General features: G+C 70.6%; 20 protein-coding genes. 6 read left to right on the top strand and 14 right to left on the bottom strand.

Translation table 11 applies throughout. The features are described from left to right. Position 1: 1 nt before the first annotated feature. Positions 2-166 carry a hypothetical protein gene (locus tag JIG36_RS37215; RefSeq protein WP_203381139.1) on the bottom strand — a complete coding sequence of 55 codons (165 nt, stop codon included), beginning with the start codon at positions 164-166 and terminating at the stop codon, positions 2-4. A gap of 133 nt (positions 167-299) precedes the next feature. Here JIG36_RS37215 and JIG36_RS37210 point away from each other — a divergent pair, with 133 nt between their 5' ends. Further along, a complete protein-coding gene (locus JIG36_RS37210) occupies positions 300-1,154 on the top strand; it encodes an alpha/beta hydrolase family protein (RefSeq protein ID WP_203381138.1) in 855 nt (284 codons plus the stop codon). Between the two features lie 3 nt (positions 1,155-1,157). Here the strand turns inward: JIG36_RS37210 and JIG36_RS37205 are convergent, their stop codons facing one another. The 3 genes from JIG36_RS37205 to JIG36_RS37195 form a co-directional block, all read right to left on the bottom strand. Beyond that, complete coding sequence (locus JIG36_RS37205; protein WP_203381137.1) at positions 1,158-2,108, bottom strand: zinc-binding dehydrogenase; 951 nt, start codon at positions 2,106-2,108, stop codon at positions 1,158-1,160. A gap of 29 nt (positions 2,109-2,137) precedes the next feature. Next, entirely contained in the window at positions 2,138-3,373 is a 1,236-nt protein-coding gene (locus JIG36_RS37200; protein WP_203381136.1) for an NAD(P)-dependent malic enzyme, read from the bottom strand. A 146-nt stretch (positions 3,374-3,519) separates the two neighbouring features. Beyond that, the gene (locus JIG36_RS37195; RefSeq protein ID WP_307873060.1) at positions 3,520-3,828 is read right to left on the bottom strand and encodes a S26 family signal peptidase; all 309 of its coding nucleotides are present in this window, start codon (positions 3,826-3,828) and stop codon (positions 3,520-3,522) included. 86 nt (positions 3,829-3,914) lie between these two features. Here JIG36_RS37195 and sodN point away from each other — a divergent pair, with 86 nt between their 5' ends. Together sodN and JIG36_RS37185 are read left to right on the top strand one after the other, a co-directional pair. Further along, positions 3,915-4,319 carry a superoxide dismutase, Ni gene (sodN, locus tag JIG36_RS37190; RefSeq protein WP_203381134.1) on the top strand — a complete coding sequence of 135 codons (405 nt, stop codon included), beginning with the start codon at positions 3,915-3,917 and terminating at the stop codon, positions 4,317-4,319. A 143-nt stretch (positions 4,320-4,462) separates the two neighbouring features. Further along, complete coding sequence (locus tag JIG36_RS37185) at positions 4,463-4,822, top strand: ATP-binding protein (RefSeq protein WP_202991820.1); 360 nt, start codon at positions 4,463-4,465, stop codon at positions 4,820-4,822. Between the two features lie 6 nt (positions 4,823-4,828). Here JIG36_RS37185 and JIG36_RS37180 read toward each other — a convergent pair whose 3' ends face one another. After that, a complete protein-coding gene (locus tag JIG36_RS37180) occupies positions 4,829-5,521 on the bottom strand; it encodes a FadR/GntR family transcriptional regulator (protein WP_203381133.1) in 693 nt (230 codons plus the stop codon). Between the two features lie 38 nt (positions 5,522-5,559). Further along, positions 5,560-5,955: a hypothetical protein gene (locus JIG36_RS37175; RefSeq protein WP_307873059.1), complete on the bottom strand. Its 396-nt coding sequence runs from the start codon at positions 5,953-5,955 to the stop codon at positions 5,560-5,562. A 52-nt stretch (positions 5,956-6,007) separates the two neighbouring features. On the opposite strand from JIG36_RS37175, the gene JIG36_RS37170 reads away from it, so the two are divergent. After that, on the top strand, positions 6,008-6,958 hold the full coding sequence (locus tag JIG36_RS37170) for a diacylglycerol/lipid kinase family protein (RefSeq protein WP_203381132.1): 951 nt from the start codon (positions 6,008-6,010) through the stop codon (positions 6,956-6,958). A 469-nt stretch (positions 6,959-7,427) separates the two neighbouring features. Then, entirely contained in the window at positions 7,428-7,682 is a 255-nt protein-coding gene (locus JIG36_RS37165) for a WhiB family transcriptional regulator (protein ID WP_133874584.1), read from the top strand. A gap of 281 nt (positions 7,683-7,963) precedes the next feature. Here JIG36_RS37165 and JIG36_RS37160 read toward each other — a convergent pair whose 3' ends face one another. From JIG36_RS37160 to JIG36_RS37135, 5 genes are all read right to left on the bottom strand, one after another. Beyond that, positions 7,964-8,719, bottom strand: a complete 756-nt coding sequence (locus JIG36_RS37160) for a sirohydrochlorin chelatase (protein WP_203381131.1) — start codon at positions 8,717-8,719, stop codon at positions 7,964-7,966. Continuing rightward, complete coding sequence (locus JIG36_RS37155; RefSeq protein WP_203381130.1) at positions 8,701-9,462, bottom strand: phosphoadenylyl-sulfate reductase; 762 nt, start codon at positions 9,460-9,462, stop codon at positions 8,701-8,703. Before JIG36_RS37155 ends, JIG36_RS37160 begins: the two co-directional genes overlap by 19 nt. 151 nt (positions 9,463-9,613) lie before the next feature. Then, positions 9,614-11,299 carry a nitrite/sulfite reductase gene (locus JIG36_RS37145; protein ID WP_203381128.1) on the bottom strand — a complete coding sequence of 562 codons (1,686 nt, stop codon included), beginning with the start codon at positions 11,297-11,299 and terminating at the stop codon, positions 9,614-9,616. 292 nt (positions 11,300-11,591) lie between these two features. Beyond that, entirely contained in the window at positions 11,592-13,142 is a 1,551-nt protein-coding gene (locus tag JIG36_RS37140) for a sensor histidine kinase (protein ID WP_203381127.1), read from the bottom strand. Positions 13,143-13,169: 27 nt separating this feature from the next. After that, complete coding sequence (locus tag JIG36_RS37135) at positions 13,170-14,207, bottom strand: SIS domain-containing protein (protein WP_203381283.1); 1,038 nt, start codon at positions 14,205-14,207, stop codon at positions 13,170-13,172. A gap of 164 nt (positions 14,208-14,371) precedes the next feature. Between JIG36_RS37135 and JIG36_RS37130 the strand changes: the two genes are divergently transcribed. Further along, a complete protein-coding gene (locus JIG36_RS37130) occupies positions 14,372-15,889 on the top strand; it encodes a tetratricopeptide repeat protein (RefSeq protein ID WP_438870785.1) in 1,518 nt (505 codons plus the stop codon). Positions 15,890-16,008: 119 nt separating this feature from the next. Here JIG36_RS37130 and JIG36_RS37125 read toward each other — a convergent pair whose 3' ends face one another. The 3 genes from JIG36_RS37125 to JIG36_RS37115 all read right to left on the bottom strand — a co-directional run bounded on the left by JIG36_RS37125 (position 16,009) and on the right by JIG36_RS37115 (position 17,293). Next, positions 16,009-16,476, bottom strand: coding sequence for a hypothetical protein (locus tag JIG36_RS37125; RefSeq protein WP_203381126.1), 468 nt, complete (start codon positions 16,474-16,476; stop codon positions 16,009-16,011). A gap of 140 nt (positions 16,477-16,616) precedes the next feature. Continuing rightward, positions 16,617-16,868, bottom strand: a complete 252-nt coding sequence (locus JIG36_RS37120; protein WP_203381125.1) for a hypothetical protein — start codon at positions 16,866-16,868, stop codon at positions 16,617-16,619. A 149-nt stretch (positions 16,869-17,017) separates the two neighbouring features. Then, positions 17,018-17,293 (bottom strand): hypothetical protein, encoded by a 276-nt coding sequence (locus JIG36_RS37115; RefSeq protein ID WP_203381124.1) that lies wholly within the window; start codon positions 17,291-17,293, stop codon positions 17,018-17,020. Positions 17,294-17,542 lie beyond the last annotated feature (249 nt).

Genomic DNA, 17,542 nt, shown 5'->3' with positions numbered 1-17,542 from the left:
TTCAGGCGACCAGCCAGATGATGAGGGCGATCAGCACCACCGCGACGGCCGCGCCGCCGATGAGCAGTGGGGTCCTGGTGGCCGTCGCGGATTCCTGAGGCTCGTTCTGGGTGAAGGCCCGGAACGCCTCGGTGTTGCCGCTCGGGTCGACGCTGTTGTCAGACATGCGCAAGACCATAGCGAAAGAATGCACGCCGGCCGAGCCCAGCATGATACCGGCCACGGTTCCTACCAGGACAAACGTCATCCGTACGGGGAATTCACCCCATCGTGGCAACGGCGGACGCGAGAAACGCACAATGGGTCGGGTGCATCGCCGAATCCTCGCCCTCGCGGTTCTGCCGGCCCTTCTTGCCGCCTGCACAGCGGAGCCCGCGCCCCCATCTCCGGCCCCGACGTCTGCGGCCCCGGTTGCCGCGGCGCCGGCCCGGGCCTTTGACGTCTCGACGCGGACACTCGAGCTGCGACGCGGCGCCGACCGGCCGTTGACCACCACGGTCTGGGTACCCGAGGGCAACGGACCGTTCCCGCTGATCCTGTTCAGCCACGGCCTCGGCGGCAACCCGTCCGACTACCGCGAGCTGCTGATCCCGTGGGCGCGGGCCGGCTTCGTGGTCGCCGCGCCGTCCTACCCCGGCACCTCGGGCACGGCGAAGGAGGTGAACGTGATCGACGTACTCAACCAGCCCGCCGACGCCTCGTACGTGATCACCGAGACGCTGGCCGCCGTCAGGAGCGCCGACCCGCAACGGATCGCGGCCGCCGGGCACTCGGCCGGGGGCGTCACCACGCTCGGCATGTTCAGCACGGCCCGCGACGAGCGACTGCGCGCGGGCCTGGTGCTGGCCGGCCGCCAGATCACGCGGGTGCCGTTCACCGGCGCCGAGGCGCCCCTGCTCTTTGTGCACGGCCGCAAGGACCGCACGGTGACGTACGCCGAGGGCCGGGCCGCCTACGACAACCTGACCTGGCCCAAGGCGTTCGTCAGCGTCACCGACGGGGGCCACGTCGTCAGCGGGCGGGCGCTGCGGGTCGTGGTGGCCACGAGCACCGACTTCTGGCGCTGGAGCCTCTACGGCGACGTCACGGCCCGGGAACGGCTGAAGGGCGACGCCACCAGCGGCAGCATCGCCACATTCGACGACGACCTCTAGAAATCAGTGCAGGAAGTCGATCGCGACCTTGCCGAAGATGTCGCCCGACTCGAGCCGTGCGAAGGCGTCGGCGATCGCGCTGAACCCGTACGTCGAGTCGACCACCGGGCGCACCCCGGTGGTCACCAGCAGGTCGAGCAGGGCGGCCAGCTCCGGGCCGGTGCCCATCGAGCTGCCCAGGATGTCGAGCTGCATCGCGAACACCCGGCGCAGGTCGACCGTGGCCAGGTGCCCGCCGGTCGCGCCGCACACCACGATCCGGGCCCCGGGCGCGCTGCACTTCATCGAGTGTTCGAAGGTGGGGGCGCCGACCGACTCGATCACCACGTCGACCCGCTCGGGCAGCCGGGCGCCGGGCTCCACGGCCGTCGCGCCCAGCTCGGCGATCCGCTCCCGCTTGCCCGGGTCGCGGCTGGTGGCGTACACCCGCTTGCCCATCGCGGCCGCCAGCGCGACCGCGGCCGTGGCCACGCCGCCGCCGGCGCCCTGGACCAGCACCGCCGAGGCGTCGGCGACCCGGCCGCGCGTGACCAGCATGTGATAGGCGGTGAGCCAGGCCGTCGGCAGGCACGCGGCGTCGAGGAAGGACAGGCCGGCCGGCTTCGGCACGAGGTTTTCCCGGGGTACGGCGACGCGCTCGGCCAGCGTGCCGGGGTGCCGTTCGGAGAGCAGCGAGTAACCGCGGGGGTCGGCCTTGTCCTCGACCACGGGGAAGATGACGACCTCGTTGCCGTCGTGGTCGACCCCGGCCGCGTCACAGCCCAGGATCATCGGCAGCCGGTCGGCGGGCAGGCCCACGCCGCGCAGCGACCACAGGTCGTGCTGGTTGAGCGAGGCGGCCCGCACCTCGACGGTCACCCAGCCCTCGGGCGGGGCGGGGTCGGGCTGGTCGGCCACGCGCAGCACGGAGCGCGGGTCGGCGGGGTCGGAAGCTATGGCGTAGGCGGCGCGCATAGCTTCCGACCATAGTGGTCGATCCGGCCTCAGGGCAGAACAGCCGCGCGGGGTTCGGGTGCGGGGGCGGCGGCACGCCGGGCCACACCGTCGGTCTGCGCGGCCGTGGCCACGGCGGCGCTCACCGCGGGGGCGACGCGCGGGTCGAGCGGCGACGGGACGATCGCGTCGGCGCGCAGGTCGTCCGAGACCACCTCGGCGATGGCGTCGGCCGCGGCCACCTTCATGCGGTCGGTGATCGTGGTCGCCCGGGTGTCGAGGGCGCCCCGGAAGATGCCCGGGAACGCGAGCACGTTGTTGATCTGGTTGGGGAAGTCGCTGCGGCCGGTGGCGACGATCGCCGCGTACTTGTGGGCGATCTCGGGCGCCACCTCGGGGGTCGGGTTGGCCATGGCGAAGATGATCGCGTCGGGGGCCATGCCGGCCACCGCGCTCTCCTCGATCCGGCCACCCGAGACCCCGATCAGGACGTCCGCGCCGATCAGGGCCTCGGCGATTCCTCCCGTACGGGCGGAGAAGTTGGTCGTCGCGGCCAGCTCGGCCTTGATCGGGGTGAGGTCGGCGCGCTCGGCGTGGATGATGCCGCGCGAGTCGCAGATGATGACGTTGGCGCCGTCCACGCCGGCGGCGATCAGCATCTGGGTGATCGCGACCCCGGCCGCGCCCGCCCCGCTGATGACCACCCGCAGATCGCCGAAGCGGCGGTCGAGCAGCTTGGCCGCGTTGCGCAGCGCGGCCAGCGTGACCACCGCGGTGCCGTGCTGGTCGTCGTGGAAGACCGGGATGTCGAGCTCGGCGTCGAGCCGGCGCTCGATCTCGAAGCAGCGCGGGGCGCTGATGTCCTCGAGGTTGATGCCGCCGAAGGAGGGCGCCATCGCCTTGACCGCGGCCACGATCCCGTCGACGTCCTGGGTGTCGAGGCAGATCGGGATCGAGTCGACGCCCCCGAACTGCTTGAACAGGATCGCCTTGCCCTCCATGACCGGCATCGCGGCCTTGGGGCCGATGTTGCCCAAGCCGAGCACGGCCGAGCCGTCGGTGACGACCGCGACGGTGTTGGCCGTCCAGGTGTAGTCCGGATAGAGGGCGGGGTCGTCGGCGATGGCCTCGCAGACCCGGGCCACGCCGGGCGTGTAGGCCAGCGACAGGTGGTCGCGGCTGGCCAGCGGGACGGTCAGGTTGATCTCCATCTTGCCGCGTTTGTGCAGGTCGAAGACGGGATCGGCGGCGAGGGCGGGATCGAGCTCAAAACTGAAGTACGACATGGGTGACTCCTACCGGCATTCCGACGTGGGTCGACTGGGCGCTCACCGATCACAGCGGCGAGTTGTGCGCCGGAGCGGAGCGCGATGCGGGGATCACCCGTAAGAAGCAACCGCGAAGCGCGAGTGTGCGCAGCGGATGTCAGACCTTAACCTAGCCGACCGAGCCGCGGGTAGTACCGGAACCACACCCGACCGATGACATCCGCCACCCCGTACGCCCGGCTGTCGTCCTCGACCAGGGTGTTGTCGCCCTCGATCCACCAGCCGCCCGCCTGCTCGCGGACGGCCCGCTTGACGACCAGCAGGTCGGGGCGGGACCGGAAGCGCGCGACGACCACGTCACCGGCCCGGGCCCGCCCGCCGCGGCGCACCACGAGGGCATCGCCGGAGCGCAGGGCCGGTGCCATGGAGGGACCCCGGACAAGCACCGCGAACAGTGGTAGTTGCCACCTCACGGCATCAGTCCTCCGTCACGTTACGGGCAAGGTGTAAGGGGTAGTGTCAACCACGGATCATCGCAAATTCCTATGGAGGAGTCCTGATGCGACTTCCGCGTTTCCTCACGCCTAAGACCGAGGTCAGCGCCCACTGCGACCTGCCCTGTGGCGTCTACGACCCGGCCCAGGCCCGGATCGAGGCCGAGTCGGTCAAGGCCATCGCCGAGAAGTACCAGGCGAACACCGACCCCGAGTTCCGCACCCGGGCCATCCTGATCAAGGAGCAGCGGGCCGAGCTGGTCAAGCACCACCTCTGGGTGCTGTGGACCGACTACTTCAAGCCCCCGCACTTCGAGAAGTACCCGAACCTGCACCAGCTCTTCAACGAGGCCACCAAGCTCGCCGGCGCCTCGGGCGCCAAGGGCTCGGTCGACCCCGCGGTCGCCGACCAGCTGCTGGGCAAGATCGAGGAGATCTCGAAGATCTTCTGGGAGACCAAGCAGGCCTGAGTTCCACGCACGGTTCCGGCCGGTACGCCCACCGGGCGTACCGGCCGACTGCGCTCTGCGACTAGAGTCTGCTCACGGTGGGAGGAGCAACGGTGACTCAGCTGGACACACACCCGGACCCGGCAATCGGCGACGACGTCGTCATGCTGACCGTGCCCGCCGACGGGGGCTACCTGGGTGTGCTCCGCACGGCCACGGCCGGCCTGGCCGCCCGCCTGCACTTCGCGCTCGACGAGATCGAAGACCTGCGCATCGCCGTCGACGAGGCGTGCGCGATGCTGCTCGCCATCGCGACCCGCGGCGCCGAGCTCGAGTGCCGCTTCGCCGTCACCGAAGACGCCCTGACCGTCGAGGTCACGGTCACGACCGTGCGGGGCGCCAAACTGCCGGCCGAGTCGTCGTTCGCGTGGAAGGTGCTGACCGCCCTGACCACCTCGGCTGCGGCCGAGGCGACCGGTCAGCGCGCCACGATCCGGCTGGTCACCCGGCGCACGGGCGGCTGAGCCCGTCTAACGCACCACGGCCGCGATGTAGTCGATGTGCTGGGTGGCCGCCTTGGTCGCCGACTCGGCGTCACGCACCATCAGGCAGTCGAGGATCAGCCGGTGGTCGGTGTCGATCTGCCGCCAATAGCCCGCCGGCAGGTTCTCGGTGACGTCCTCGCCGAACTTCGCGTGGTAGAGCGGGCGCACCACCAGCTCGAAGAGCGGGTTCTGGGTCGCCTTGGCCACGGCCATGTGGAACGCCGCGTGCGCCTCCATCATCGTCTCGAACTCGTCGACCGCGGGGTCGAACAGCGCACCCCGGATCTCGATGAGGTGGTCGTCGTCGCGGCGCAGCGCGGCCAGGCCCGCGGCCGGCACCTCGAGGGCCCGGCGCAGCTCGAGCAGGTCGGCGAAGCCCACCCCGTCCGAGTTCGTGAGCAGGGTGAAGCCGGTGGTCAAGGCCTCGGCCAGCTGCTCGGCGTCCGGATGGGCGACGAAGCTGCCACCCGTGACACCGCGGGTGGTGACGATCAGATGCTGACTGGCCAGCAGGCGCAACGCCTCGCGGACGGTGCTGCGGCTGACTCCGGTTTTGACACACAACTCGGGCTCCGGCGGCAGTCGCTCGCCGGGTTGCAGACGCCCCGAGGTGATGTCGGCTCGTAACTCGTCCGCCAGCAGCTGATACGCGGGCGGGCGCACCGTTGATCCGGTCACGTCATCAGGGTAGGCCCTGGGCGTGCGAATGGATGCGATTAATCGATGCCCAACGCTCTTGTGCTGGACGGGAGCACGATCAGCAGGGCCGTGAGCACCCCGAGCAGGATCAGCACGACGCCCAGCCAGAGCGGGCCGACCTGAACCAGGAAGCCACCGGTGGCGATGGTGAACAGCTGGACGACGATGGCCGGGCCGCGCGCGCCCCGGGTGCGCCGGGCCAGCCCGCGGGCCACGAAGAAGATCGCCGCCACGCCGAGAGCGGCGAAAACGGTCAGCGCCACGGCCACGCCGAGGTGCGCCGAATCACCCGTCACATCGAGCACCACGAGCCAGAAGGTGAGCCCGGCCAGGGCCGCGCACTCCAGAAAGAGCAGCCGCACCGCCCACATCAGCGCCGCGGGGTTGTCAATGCTCGCCTTCTCACCGGTCACTCGAGCACCATACCGACAGAGTTTTGGCGTGCTCTTGGGTACAGTGCCGCGCATGCGAGCGTTACTGCTGGTCAACCCCAAGGCCACGACCACCAGCGAGCGCAGCCGGGACGTCCTGGTCAGGGCACTGCGCAGCGCGGTCGAGCTGTCGGTGGAATACACGACCCGCCGCGGGCACGCCGCGACGCTGGCCCGGGCCGCCGCCGAGAGCGGGGTCGACGTGGTGGTCACCCTGGGCGGCGACGGCACGGTCAACGAGGCCGTGAACGGCCTGATGACCGCCGAGGCCGTGCTGAGCGGGCTGACCGGCCCCCGCGCCTCGGTGCTGCCGGCGCTCGCCGTGGTCCCGGGCGGTTCGACCAACGTCTTCGCCCGCGCGCTCGGCCTGCCGCGCGACTGGGTCGAGGGCACCAGCGTGATCCTCGACGGCCTGCGCGACGGACGGCACCGGGTGATCGGGCTCGGGCGCGCCGACGACCGCTACTTCACGTTCGCCGCCGGCATGGGCCTGGACGCCGCGGTGGTGCGCCGGGTCGAGCAGGCCCGGCTCCGCGGCCGCACCTCGACCCCCGGCCTCTACTTCCGGTCGATCGTCGGTCATTTCCTCAACGGCGAGGACCGCAAGTCCCCGCCGCTGACCATCGAGCGCCCCGGCGAACCGCCCGAGGCCGAGCTGGGGACCGTGATCATCCAGAACACCGCGCCGTGGACGTACCTCGGTGATCGCCCGATCAACCCGAGCCCGGGCGCCTCGTTCGACCGCGGCCTCGACGTGATGGCGTTGCGTGGTCTCGCCGTCACCAGCACGAGCCGCACCATGGCCCAGCTCGCCCTGCGCAAGGCCGAGCCGCACGGCAAGCAGGTGGTGCACCTGCACGACCAGGACGAGTTCACCGTGGTCGCGACCCGGCCACAGGCCTTCCAGCTCGATGGCGACTATCTCGGCGAACGGCAGAAGGTGCACTTCGTGTCCGTCCCCGAGGCGCTACGTGTGATCTGCTGACCACTGGGTAGTCGAAGAAGATCGATCAACCGATCAACCTTCGGTGACCACCAGGTCACGGTCGGCCGCCCACTCCGCCCAAGCTCACAATCCGTTACAGAAACGCGGGCAAAAGGTCGGCAGAAGGGCACGGACCGTACTACATTGATGGAGGCGTAGTTCAACCGGCTCTGACGCAAGACCTCAGATCCGGACAAAGAGGGCGTGAGCCAGCTCACCCGCCCGGAGAAACTTCCGGCGCTACCCTTGACATCGCACGAGTTCGTGAAAGCATTCACAAGCGATAAGAAGTAACCGGTTGCTGGTTGCGCGCGTTCCTAATCAAGAAGCGCCGAACGGCTACCAAACACAAAAGCTTGCTACGCACGGCGAGCAGACGGGTGCGCTCCCGTCGGCCACCGACCGCGACGCATAGGTAAAACCAGTAACGCAATTCATTACCCCATCCGAAACAAGGAGTGTTGCCGCCATGGACTGGCGTCACGATGCGATCTGCCGCGACGAGGACCCGGAGCTGTTCTTCCCGATCGGGACGTCCGGCCCCGCGCTCCTGCAGGTCGAGCAGGCCAAGGCCGTGTGCCGGCGGTGTCCCGTGACCGAGGACTGCCTTACCTGGGCACTCGAGTCCGGACAGGATGCCGGCGTCTGGGGCGGGATGAGCGAAGACGAGCGACGCGCGGTCAAGCGTCGTGGCGGCCTGCGGGTCGGCGCTCCTACCGCCTGAACCAATCCCCCACAGCATTTGCGCCCCGGGCCGAACGGCTCCGGGGCGTCTTGCTGTTTCGGCCCGATTACTCAGCGCGCCGAATCCTGAGAGGTTCCCGAGAAGGTTCGCCGACCGCACTAATTCGATCACGTTGGGTTTCATCGAGAATCCACGAAATGATCTCGAAATTGCGTCACCGCTACGAATGGTCCACATTCACCTCACGCGCCGTGGACGTCGGCGGAGCGCACAACGGCCGGTAACGGTGAGCGACGAATTTAGGGTCGCCTTACAGACCCTTACGCGGCAGCGCTGAGAGCACTCCCCACAGCAGCCAGCACCCGTGAAGCCACGAGCCGCACCAACTCCGGCGCATCCCCGAGCGGCGGCGCCACCACGACCGCGCCGGCCTCACGAGCCGAGCGAACCGCGACGTCGTACAAGAAGCCCGGCGCGAGGAAATAGCTGGCCATCCCCACCCGTCGAGCACCCGACGCCCGCAAACGCCCCACAACGGCCCCAGGGAGCGGCGGAGAGGCCGAGGCATACGCCGCCACACACGGCAGGCTCAGACGGGCGCTCAGGGCGTCGGCGGCCCACGTGATCGTTTCCCGGGCCCGAGCGTCCCGCGTGCCGGCGGCGGCCAGCACGACGGCGTCGAGGCCCACCGGCTCCAGACGGCGCACGAGACCGTCGATCAGCGAGCCGGGCACGGGCGAAGACGTCGACGGGGACGGCCCCAGCACACCGGCCAGCGACACGTCGACCGGCAGACTGGCCGCCTCGGCAACGATCGCGGGCACGTCCACACGGCCGTGGAAGGCCTCGGTCAGCAACAGCGGCACCAGGACCGCCCGGCGGCCGGGCAGCGACTCCAGCACGTCGAGCGGGCGCGGCCCGGCGTGGTCGAGGAACGACGCGTAGACGTCCCACGCCGGATGGGCCCGGCGCACGGCCCGGGCCAGGGCTTGAGTTGACGCCGCGGCCCGCGGGTCCCGGCTGCCGTGGGCCACCAGGACCACCGCGAGGCGGTCGGTCAGACGTGCAGTCCGCATTCGGTCTTCTCGAACATCGCCCAGCGGCCGGCGCGCGGGTCCTCGCCGGCCTTCGTGCGCCGGGTGCACGGCCAGCAGCCGATCGAGCCGTAGCCCTTCTTGAACAGCTCGTTGACCGGCACGTTCCACCGGCCGATGTAGCGGTCCACGTCGGCCTGGGTCCAGGCGGCGATCGGGTTGACCTTGACCTTGCCCTTCTTGGCGTCGAACGCGACGACCGGCGTGTTGGCGCGGGTCGGCGACTCGTCGCGGCGCAGGCCGGTGGCCCAGGAGTCGTACTCGGACAGGGCGCGCTCGAGCGGCTCGACCTTGCGCAGGAAGCAGCACTCGTCGGGGCTACGGGCGAACAGCCGCGGCCCGTACTCGCCGTCCTGCTGCCCGACCGTCTTGCGGGGACGGATCGAGCGGACGTTCACGTCCATCGTGGCGGCCACGATGTCGCGCACCTTGAGCGTCTCGGGGAAGTGCAGGCCGGTGTCGAGGAAGACCACGTCGACGCCGGGCGCAACCCGGGAGAAGAGGTGGGCCACGACGGCGTCGGCCATCGAGCTGGTGACGCAGAACCGGTCGCCGAAGGTGTCGGTCGCCCACTTGGCGATGACCTCGGCGGGGGCGCCCTCGAGATCGCGGCCGGCGTCGCGCGCCAGCGCCTCGAGCTCGTCACGGGAGCGGCGAGTCGGGTCCGAGACGACCGGAGCACCGAGGTTGACCAGGTTGAGAGAGGTGGCGGCCACGACTGTCATCGGTTGACTCCCTTGGAAAGCAAGCCGTTGAACTTGACCGTGAAAACCCGGGCGCAGGAGTGGCACTCCCACGCGCCGTGCGAAGCCTCGTTGGGGCGGAGGTCCTCTTCGCCGCAGTAGGGGCAGTACAGGGGTGTGGATCGGGCGTCGCTCATTTCAGGAGCTCCTCGTCGGCGCGGAGCACCCACTGGGCGAACGACTCGTCCTTCGACGTGCGGCCGTCGAGGTAGTGGCGGGCGACCTTCTCGACGTACGCGGGAAGCTCCTCCGCCGTCGTCTTGAGGCCCCGGAGCTTGCGTCCGAAGCCGGAGGTCTGCCCCTGGGCCATGCCGAGGCCACCGCCGAGGTGCACCTGGAAGCCCTCGACCTGCTCGCCGTGCGCGTTCATCACGAGCTGGCCCTTGAGGCCGATGTCGGCCACCTGGGTGCGCGCGCAGGCGTTGGGGCAACCGTTGATGTGGATCGAGATGTCGGCGTCGAACTCCTTGAGCCGCTCCTCGAGCCGGGCCACCAGCTCCTCGCCGCGGGCCTTGGTCTCGACGATCGCGAGCTTGCAGTACTCGATGCCGGTGCAGGCCATGGTGCCGCGCCGCCACGCCGAGGGCCGCGCCTCCAGACCGATGGCGCGCATCCCGGAGATGAGCGGCTCGACCTGGTCGTCGGCAACGTCAAGAACCAGGAGTTTCTGGTACGCCGTGAGCCGCACCCGGTCGGAGCCGTGCGTCTCGACGAGGTCGGCCAGCTTGCTCAGCTGCGAGCCGGAGGACCGGCCCACGACCGGCGCCGCGCCGATGTAGTTGCGGCCGTCGATCTGCTTGTGCACGCCGATGTGGTCGATCGGCTTGGCCGGCAGGTCGGGCGCCGGGCCGTCGATCAGCGCGCGACCCAGGTATTCCTTCTCCAGGATCTCGCGGAACTTCGCGACGCCCCAGTCGGCCAGCAGGAACTTCAGGCGGGCCCGGTTGCGCAGGCGGCGGTAGCCGTAGTCGCGGAAGATGCCGACGACGCCCTCCCACACGTCCGGGATGTCTTCGAGCGGCACCCACACGCCCAGCCGCTCGGCCAGGCGCGGGTTGGTGGAGAGGCCGCCGCCGACCCACAGGTCGAAGCCGGGGCCGTGCTGCGGGTGCTCGACGCCGACCAGCGAGATGTCGTTGGTCTCGTACGGCGCGTCGGCCAGCCAGCCGATCGACGACTTGAACTTGCGCGGCAGGTTGGAATAGCGCGGGTCGCCGATGTAGCGCTTGAGAATTTCGTCAATCGCGGGCGTCGCGTCGATCACCTCGTCGACCGCCACCCCGGCCACGGGCGAGCCGAGCACGATGCGCGGGCAGTCGCCGCAGGCCTCGGTGGTCTGCAGCCCGACCGCCTCGAGCCGGCGCCAGATCTCCGGCATGTCCTCGACCCGGATCCAGTGCAGCTGGATGTTCTGCCGGTCGGTGATGTCGGCCGAGTCGCGGCCGAACTCCTGCGAGATCTGCGCGATCGTGCGGAGCTGGGCCACGGAAAGCGCGCCGCCGTCGATGCGGACGCGGAGCATGAAGAACTCGTCCTCGAGCTCGTGCGGCTCGAGCACCGCCGTGCGGCCGCCGTCGATGCCCGCCTTGCGCTGGGTGTAGAGCCCCCACCAGCGGAAACGACCGCGAAGGTCCTGCGGGTCGATCGAGGCGAAGCCCGAGTGGGCATAGATGTTCTCGATGCGGGCGCGGACGTTGAGCGGGTTGTCGTCCTTCTTGATCCGCTCGTTGGGGTTCAGCGGCTCGCGGTGTCCGAGCGCCCACTGACCCTCGCCGCGCGCCTTGCGGGGGCGAGCGGTCGGCTTAGCTGGGGTCACCATGTCGGCGGTCCTCCTGGACTCGTGGGCGCGACCGGACGCTCACGGCTCAGAAGGCTCGTGACTACAGTGTCAGGAGTGGCCGGCGCGTCTTCGCGCGCCCGAAATAAAAATCGGACGGCGTCAGGAAGCCGGACACATCGCGCTGCGGACACGGCCGTAATCAACGTGGCGGCGAGCCACGAAGCGGCGGTCCAGAGCAGCGGTCATGTCGGCAAGCCTCTCACGCCGAACCAATCTGGGCCAGTGCGGTCCAGATTTCGGGAGTGTGTCCCGGCCCACCTGGTGGGAGCTTTCAGCGTTTGCCCAACGGCACGACCAGGACGGCCTCCGTGCCCCCGCCGGCCCGGTTGCGCAGCTCGATGCTGCCGCGCAGCTCACCGGTGGCCAGGGCGCGCACGATCTGCAGTCCGAGGCGCTGGCTGTCGTCGGCCCGGAAGTCGTCCGGCAGTCCCTGGCCGTTGTCGGCCACCGTCACGTGCAGCTGCTTGCGGAACCGGTGGGCCGAGACGACGACCTCACCGTCCCCCTCCGCCTCACCCGGCGCGGGGGCGTCGTCGTCCTCCGAGGCCGGGAAGCCGTGCTCGACCGCGTTGATCAGCAGTTCGTTGAGCACCATGACCAGCGACGTGGCGATCTCGGCGGGCAGCACCCCGAACGTGCCCTCGCGGCGCATCTTCACCGGCACGCTGGTCGCGGCGACCTCGGTGGCCGCGGTGGCGACCCGGTCGACGATCCCGTCGAACTCGACCGCCTCGTCGCTCGACATCGACAGCGTCTCGTGCACCAGGGCGATCGACGCGACCCGGCGCACGGACTCCTGCAGGGCGATCCGGGCCTCGGGGGCGTCGACCCGGCGGGCCTGCAGGCGCAGCAGCGCGGCCACGGTCTGCAGGTTGTTCTTGACCCGGTGGTGGATCTCGCGGATCGTCGCGTCCTTGGTCATCAGCGCGCGGTCGCGGCGTCGGACCTCGGTCACGTCCCGGACGAGGACGAGCGCGCCGATCGGCACCCCGGCCGGCATCAACGGCAGCGACCGGATCAGCACGGTCGCGCCGCGGGCCTCCATCTCCTGCCGGGGCGGGGACTCGCCGCGCAACGCCGACAGGACCCGCTCGGCGGCGTCGTTGCCCTCCAGCGGGTCGGCCGCGAGCCGGCTGGTGAGCGCCGAGAGCTCCTCGCCGACCAGGTGGGCGTTGAAGCCGAGGCGCCGGTAGGCCGACTGCGCGTTGGGGCTGGCGTACGTGACCTTGCCGCCCGCGTCGAGCCGGATGAGCCCGTCACCGACCCGGGGCGCCGAGGTGGTCTCGCCCGGGTGCCGGGGCGGCGGGAAGGTGCCGTCGGCGACCATCTGGGCCAGGTCGTCGGCGGTGGTCAGATAGTTGAGCTCGAGCTGGCTGGGCGTACGCGCGGTGGAGAGGTTGGTGTCGCGGCCGATCACCGCGATGACCTCGCTGAAGCCCTCTTCGTGGTCGTTGGGGTCGCGCAGGCGTACGGGAATCGCCTCGTGCCGGGCCGGGGTGTCGCCGTACCAGACCGGGTCGCCCTCCCGCCAGATCCGCTCCTGGCGGAAGGCGATGTCGAGGTGGGCCACCTCGGGGCCGCCGACGATCTTGCCGACCTGGTCGTCCTGGTACGCCGTCGGCGCCGTGGTCGGCCGCACCTGGGCCACGCAGAGGTACTCGCGCGGCGGCCCGGCCTCCACCTTCACCGGCACCCACATGAGCAGGTCGGCGAAGGAGAGGTCGGACAGCAGCTGCCAGTCACCGGCGAGCCGGTGCAGGTGGTCGATGTCGGCCGGCCCCAGACCGGTGTGCTCCTCGGCCAGATCACGCAACGTTGACACGCGCCAAGCGTGCCACGTCCTTGTTTCCTACAGCGTTGTGGTGACCTTCTTGAGCCCGCGCGGCGCGTCGGGGTCCTCACCGCGGGCCAGAGCCAGCGCCAGGGCCAGTTTCTGCAGCGGCAGGATGTCGAGCAGCGCGCTGTACCGCTCGTCGGTCACCGCCGGCACCGGGAGCCGCCCGGCCGCGCCCTCGACGTCGGTCGCGCCGATCGTCACCACGTCGGCCCGCCGCTCGCCGAGCCGGGTCACCACGTCGCGCATCGACTGCCCGCCCGGCCCGTCGCCCACGACGGCGAGCACCGGCACGTCCGGGTCGGTCATGGCCAGCGGCCCGTGCAGCAGGTCGGCGCCCGAGAAGGCGAGCGCCGGCAGGTACGACGTCTCCATCAGCTTCAGCGCGGCCTCGCGGGCGGTCGGATAGGCGTACCCGCGCCCGGTGGTCACCAGCCGGGAGGCGAACCGGTAGCGCTGCGCGAGGTCGTCCGCGGTGCGGTCGGCCAGGGCGTCCTCGGCCAGCTGGGGCAGCTTGTCGAGCGCGGCCCGCTCGTCGTCGGGCAGCGAGCCGTCGCCCGAGCGGATGCCCTCGACCAGAAGCAGAAGAGCGAGAAGTTCGGCCGTGTACGTCTTGGTGGCCGCGACCGCCCGCTCGTGACCGGCCGCCACGTCGATCGAGAGCTCGGCCGCCCGGGCCAGCGGCGAATCGGGATTGTTGGTGACCGCCAGGGTAAGGCCGCCGGTCTCGCGGGCGACCTGGAGCACGCCGGTGAGGTCGGGCGAGCCGCCGCTCTGGCTGACGCCGACCACGAGCGTGTCGGAGAAGTTGGGGCGCGCCCCGAAGAGCGTGATCGCGCTGGGCGAGGCGCTGGCCACCGGCAGGCCCAGGCGGATCTCGGTGAGGTACGCCCCGTAGAGCGCCGCGTGATCGGAGGTGCCCCGGGCCACGAACACGACGTTGCGGGGCCGCCGGCGGGCCACCTCGGCGGCGACGGCGGCGATCGCGCCGGCGTGCTCACCCTCGAGCAACCGTGCGAATCCGCCCGGTTGTTCCGCGATGTCCGCGGCCATGCCCTGGCCTCGTGATGACACGTGTTCCTCCCCTGGTGAGCACCTGCATGTGCGATTTATGCGCAGTCTTGCAAGAATGAGCTTACTTCGTCAACGTTTCGAGCACTAATGCGCAGCAAACCTCCTACTGACAGGAAGGGCTCTTTCCCCTACTGTCTTGCATCGTGGATGTACGCCGCGCCGCCGACCGCGCTCTTGAACAGGCAAGATCGGCCCTGGCGACCGACGAGCCGGCCAAGGCCGCCGATCACATCGCCGGTGCGCTCGCCCACGCCCCCACGCTTCCCGAGGTCCACGAGGTGCTCGGACGGCTCGCGGCCCGGCCCGGCGGCGGGCTCGATCTCTTCCGCGCCGGCCCGCACGCGTCACCCGGCCGGCTCGCGGCCCGGGCCCATCTGCTGGCCGCCGCCGGCCGCCCCGAAGACGGCCTCCCGTTGCTGGCCGCCGCCAGTGGGCAGTCACCCACCGCCGACTGGGCCGGCGTCCCCTGGGTGGCCGAGCCCGCGCTGGGCGTCCGCATCGAACCGGGCCTGCTCGCCCAGGTTCTCATGCGCCTCTGCACCCGGGTCGGCGAACCGGCTCCGCCGACGCTGCGCCCCTACCTGTCCGTGGTCCGCCACGCCTTGGCCGCCTATCCGGAGCACGCGATGCTGCTGGGCGCCGGTTCCGCGCTGGCCCGCCGGGTCGGCGAGTTCGACCTGGCCGTCGACTGGGCCTCGCGCGGCGCCCGGGTCCGGCCGTCCAAGCTCGGCGAGATCTGGCTGGGCTACGCCTACCGCAGCGCCGGCCGTCTGCCCGAGGCGCTCGCGGCCCTGCGCCGCGCGGTCGCCCATGACCCCGACGACCTTTCCGTGTACGCCGACATCGCCGGCACCCTGGCCGACAACGGTCGCCTGGACGACGCGTTGAGCTGGGTCGACCGCGCCCTGGAACGCGACCCCGAGTACGACTGCGCCGTGCATACCGCGCACCGCCTGCGCCACCGCGCCGACGGCGACCTCATGCACCTGGTGCGCCTGGCCGACTACATCCGCGACCACCCCGACGAGTCGCACGAGCACACCGACCTGGCCGACTGCTGCCGCGACACCCCGTGGCTGAGCGGCACGCCCGCGGCGGCGCCCCTGCCCCCGGGCAACGCCCCGGCGCCGGCCGAGCCGTCGGACGACGCCGTTCGCCGGCTGCGGCAGGTGGCGTCGCTCTCGTGGGCGCACCCGCCGGCGGCCTACGACGCGGCGATGCCGCTGATCATGCTGTCGCCGTCCGACCTGATCGCGCTGGTCGCCCACCCGCCGGCCGACGTGGCCGCGGCCGAGGTCTGGGCCTGCATCGGTCTGCTGCACAACCGCCCGGAGGAGCCCTGGCCCGACTCCGAGCGGCGGCGGATGCTGCTGGGTCTGGTCGAGGGAGGCGTCGACCGGGTCACCGAGGCCGCCCTGTTCGCGCTGATCGTGGCCGCGTGGGTCGACCCGGCGGCGCGCCCCGAGGTGGCGGCCGTGGTGACCGCCCGGCTGGCCGAGGTGGGCTCGCGGTCCGGTGCGCGGTCGTTCGCCGAGCTGGCCTTGGCCACGCCCGCCCTCGACGAGCCGGCGCGACAGCTCGCCGCGGCGATCACCCGGACGCCCGCCGTGCCCCGTCAGCGCGGCCGGAGCCGTCTCTCCCTGCGCTGGCGGCGGGGTTAGTCCGCGGTGAAAAACGTCGTTGCCGGACACGCCCATGGCATACCCGGCAACGAAAGTGACGTCGTGACGCTGCTCAGCTGTGGCCGGTTCGCCTCATCGGCGACGTGCCAACCGGCCGGTCAGTACTTGTCGTCGTTCTGGTCACCCTTCGGCTTGCCGTAGCCGTCGTCGTTCTTGTCGCCCTGCGGCTTGCCGTAACCGTCGTCGTTCTTGGAACCCTGGGGCTTGCTGTAGCCGTCGTCGCCCTTGGTGCCGTGCGGCTTGCCCGGCTTGTGGTGGCCGTGCACGCCCCGTCCGCACTCGCACGCGGCCCGGAGCACCCAGCCCGGACGGAAACCGACGTGCACGAACTCGCAGTCGTAGTAGTCCCAGCGGCCCTGCCGCTCACCGAGGCGGCCGGCGACCTCGCAGACGGCCGGGGAACGGAAGTAGCCGATGATGTTGTCCCGGCCGAGTCCCTGCTGCGCGCTCGGCGCGCTGCCCGACTGCGCGGTGGCGCCGGACGCCTGAGCCGGACCGGCGGCGATCGCGAGACCGGCCATCAGGCCCAGGCCGGCCGCCGAGAAGACGCGCATGGTTTTCTTCACTGACGTGCTCCTTTTCGAGTACCGAACCGCGCAAGATCACGCTTGCGCAAGATCAGAAGAGCACGCAGATCCGTTCCCGGCGTCGGCGCGACACGCACAGGTAGCGCCATCGGATGAAGGGCCTTGCGCCGGCACGGTTTTCAGTCGACGGGCGCGTCGGACAGTTGCCGGGCACGGGTCGCCGGGCCCGCCGGGCCGGGTGTGGGACGGGTGCCCCGGGCGGCCAGGGGGAAAAGCGCCTGGTACCCGTGGGCGTACCCCTCGCGGAAAGCCCGGTCCCGGTCCATGCCATGCATGTACCACTGATGAATACGTCCGCCGCCGTATGCGCTCATCATGGAAAGCACGACACCGGCGATGATCTGCAGGGAGCCACTGTTACCGATCGGCATGCCCTGACTTTAGAGTCTGCATCACGACGAGCGAAATAAGGCCCGAGTGGACCCGTGACGCAACTTCTGTACGGCATTTATGGCCGATCATCCAGGTCATTTCGACGGCCACGTCGGAGCGGGCGGAGCAAAGACGCCCGGCAACGGATTCAGAACGGCCTGACTTCTTCGCGGTCGGCCGCATATGCCTGCGGCCGGTCATTATGGGGGCGGTGGACGAACGAATTCGTCGAGGCCGGAGAATGTCGTGCGGTCATCATGTTGATGATCGACTGCGACGCGCTGTCATATCCGGTGCGGTACGCCTGGTCCCGTTCGAGACCACGCTTGTGCCATTGGTGGATCCGGCCGAACGCGTAGGCGCTGGACAGGAGGAATCCGAGGGCGAGTGTCAGCACGACACTTTCGTTGCCGGGGGCGATCATCGTTTGCCTGCCATGTGGTGAGCCTTTGATCAGGTGAGACGAGGTGGGACGGTCCGGACTTTCACCGCCGGCGGCGGACGAAGCAGCTCCCGGGCAGCATCCGGTGGCGGCGTACCGGCTGACGGCGGGGCAGCGCGCCGGTTTGGGGATACCGCCCGCCGCAGCTCGGCCAGGCGTCACGGGGACCGAAGACCGGCCGGCCGGCGTCGTCGTCGTACGGCGGTGAACCCGGCCGCCGGTCCCGCGGCG

Source organism: Paractinoplanes ovalisporus (assembly GCF_016834655.1).
GTDB lineage: Bacteria > Actinomycetota > Actinomycetes > Mycobacteriales > Micromonosporaceae > Actinoplanes > Actinoplanes ovalisporus.
Note: the sequence above shows the minus strand (reverse complement) of the source record. Positions and strands in the feature narration are given on the sequence as shown.

What these genes read in the sequence shown, in the direction of transcription:
- JIG36_RS37215 (WP_203381139.1), bottom strand. Translation starts at nt 166, where the DNA reads ATGTCTGACAACAGCGTCGACCCGAGCGGCAACACCGAGGCGTTCCGG.
- JIG36_RS37210 (WP_203381138.1), top strand. Translation starts at nt 300, where the DNA reads ATGGGTCGGGTGCATCGCCGAATCCTCGCCCTCGCGGTTCTGCCGGCC.
- JIG36_RS37205 (WP_203381137.1), bottom strand. Translation starts at nt 2,108, where the DNA reads ATGCGCGCCGCCTACGCCATAGCTTCCGACCCCGCCGACCCGCGCTCC.
- JIG36_RS37200 (WP_203381136.1), bottom strand. Translation starts at nt 3,373, where the DNA reads ATGTCGTACTTCAGTTTTGAGCTCGATCCCGCCCTCGCCGCCGATCCC.
- sodN (WP_203381134.1), top strand. Translation starts at nt 3,915, where the DNA reads ATGCGACTTCCGCGTTTCCTCACGCCTAAGACCGAGGTCAGCGCCCAC.
- JIG36_RS37185 (WP_202991820.1), top strand. Translation starts at nt 4,463, where the DNA reads ATGCTGACCGTGCCCGCCGACGGGGGCTACCTGGGTGTGCTCCGCACG.
- JIG36_RS37170 (WP_203381132.1), top strand. Translation starts at nt 6,008, where the DNA reads ATGCGAGCGTTACTGCTGGTCAACCCCAAGGCCACGACCACCAGCGAG.
- JIG36_RS37165 (WP_133874584.1), top strand. Translation starts at nt 7,428, where the DNA reads ATGGACTGGCGTCACGATGCGATCTGCCGCGACGAGGACCCGGAGCTG.
- JIG36_RS37160 (WP_203381131.1), bottom strand. Translation starts at nt 8,719, where the DNA reads ATGCGGACTGCACGTCTGACCGACCGCCTCGCGGTGGTCCTGGTGGCC.
- JIG36_RS37155 (WP_203381130.1), bottom strand. Translation starts at nt 9,462, where the DNA reads ATGACAGTCGTGGCCGCCACCTCTCTCAACCTGGTCAACCTCGGTGCT.
- JIG36_RS37145 (WP_203381128.1), bottom strand. Translation starts at nt 11,299, where the DNA reads ATGGTGACCCCAGCTAAGCCGACCGCTCGCCCCCGCAAGGCGCGCGGC.
- JIG36_RS37135 (WP_203381283.1), bottom strand. Translation starts at nt 14,207, where the DNA reads ATGGCCGCGGACATCGCGGAACAACCGGGCGGATTCGCACGGTTGCTC.
- JIG36_RS37120 (WP_203381125.1), bottom strand. Translation starts at nt 16,868, where the DNA reads ATGCCGATCGGTAACAGTGGCTCCCTGCAGATCATCGCCGGTGTCGTG.
- JIG36_RS37115 (WP_203381124.1), bottom strand. Translation starts at nt 17,293, where the DNA reads ATGATCGCCCCCGGCAACGAAAGTGTCGTGCTGACACTCGCCCTCGGA.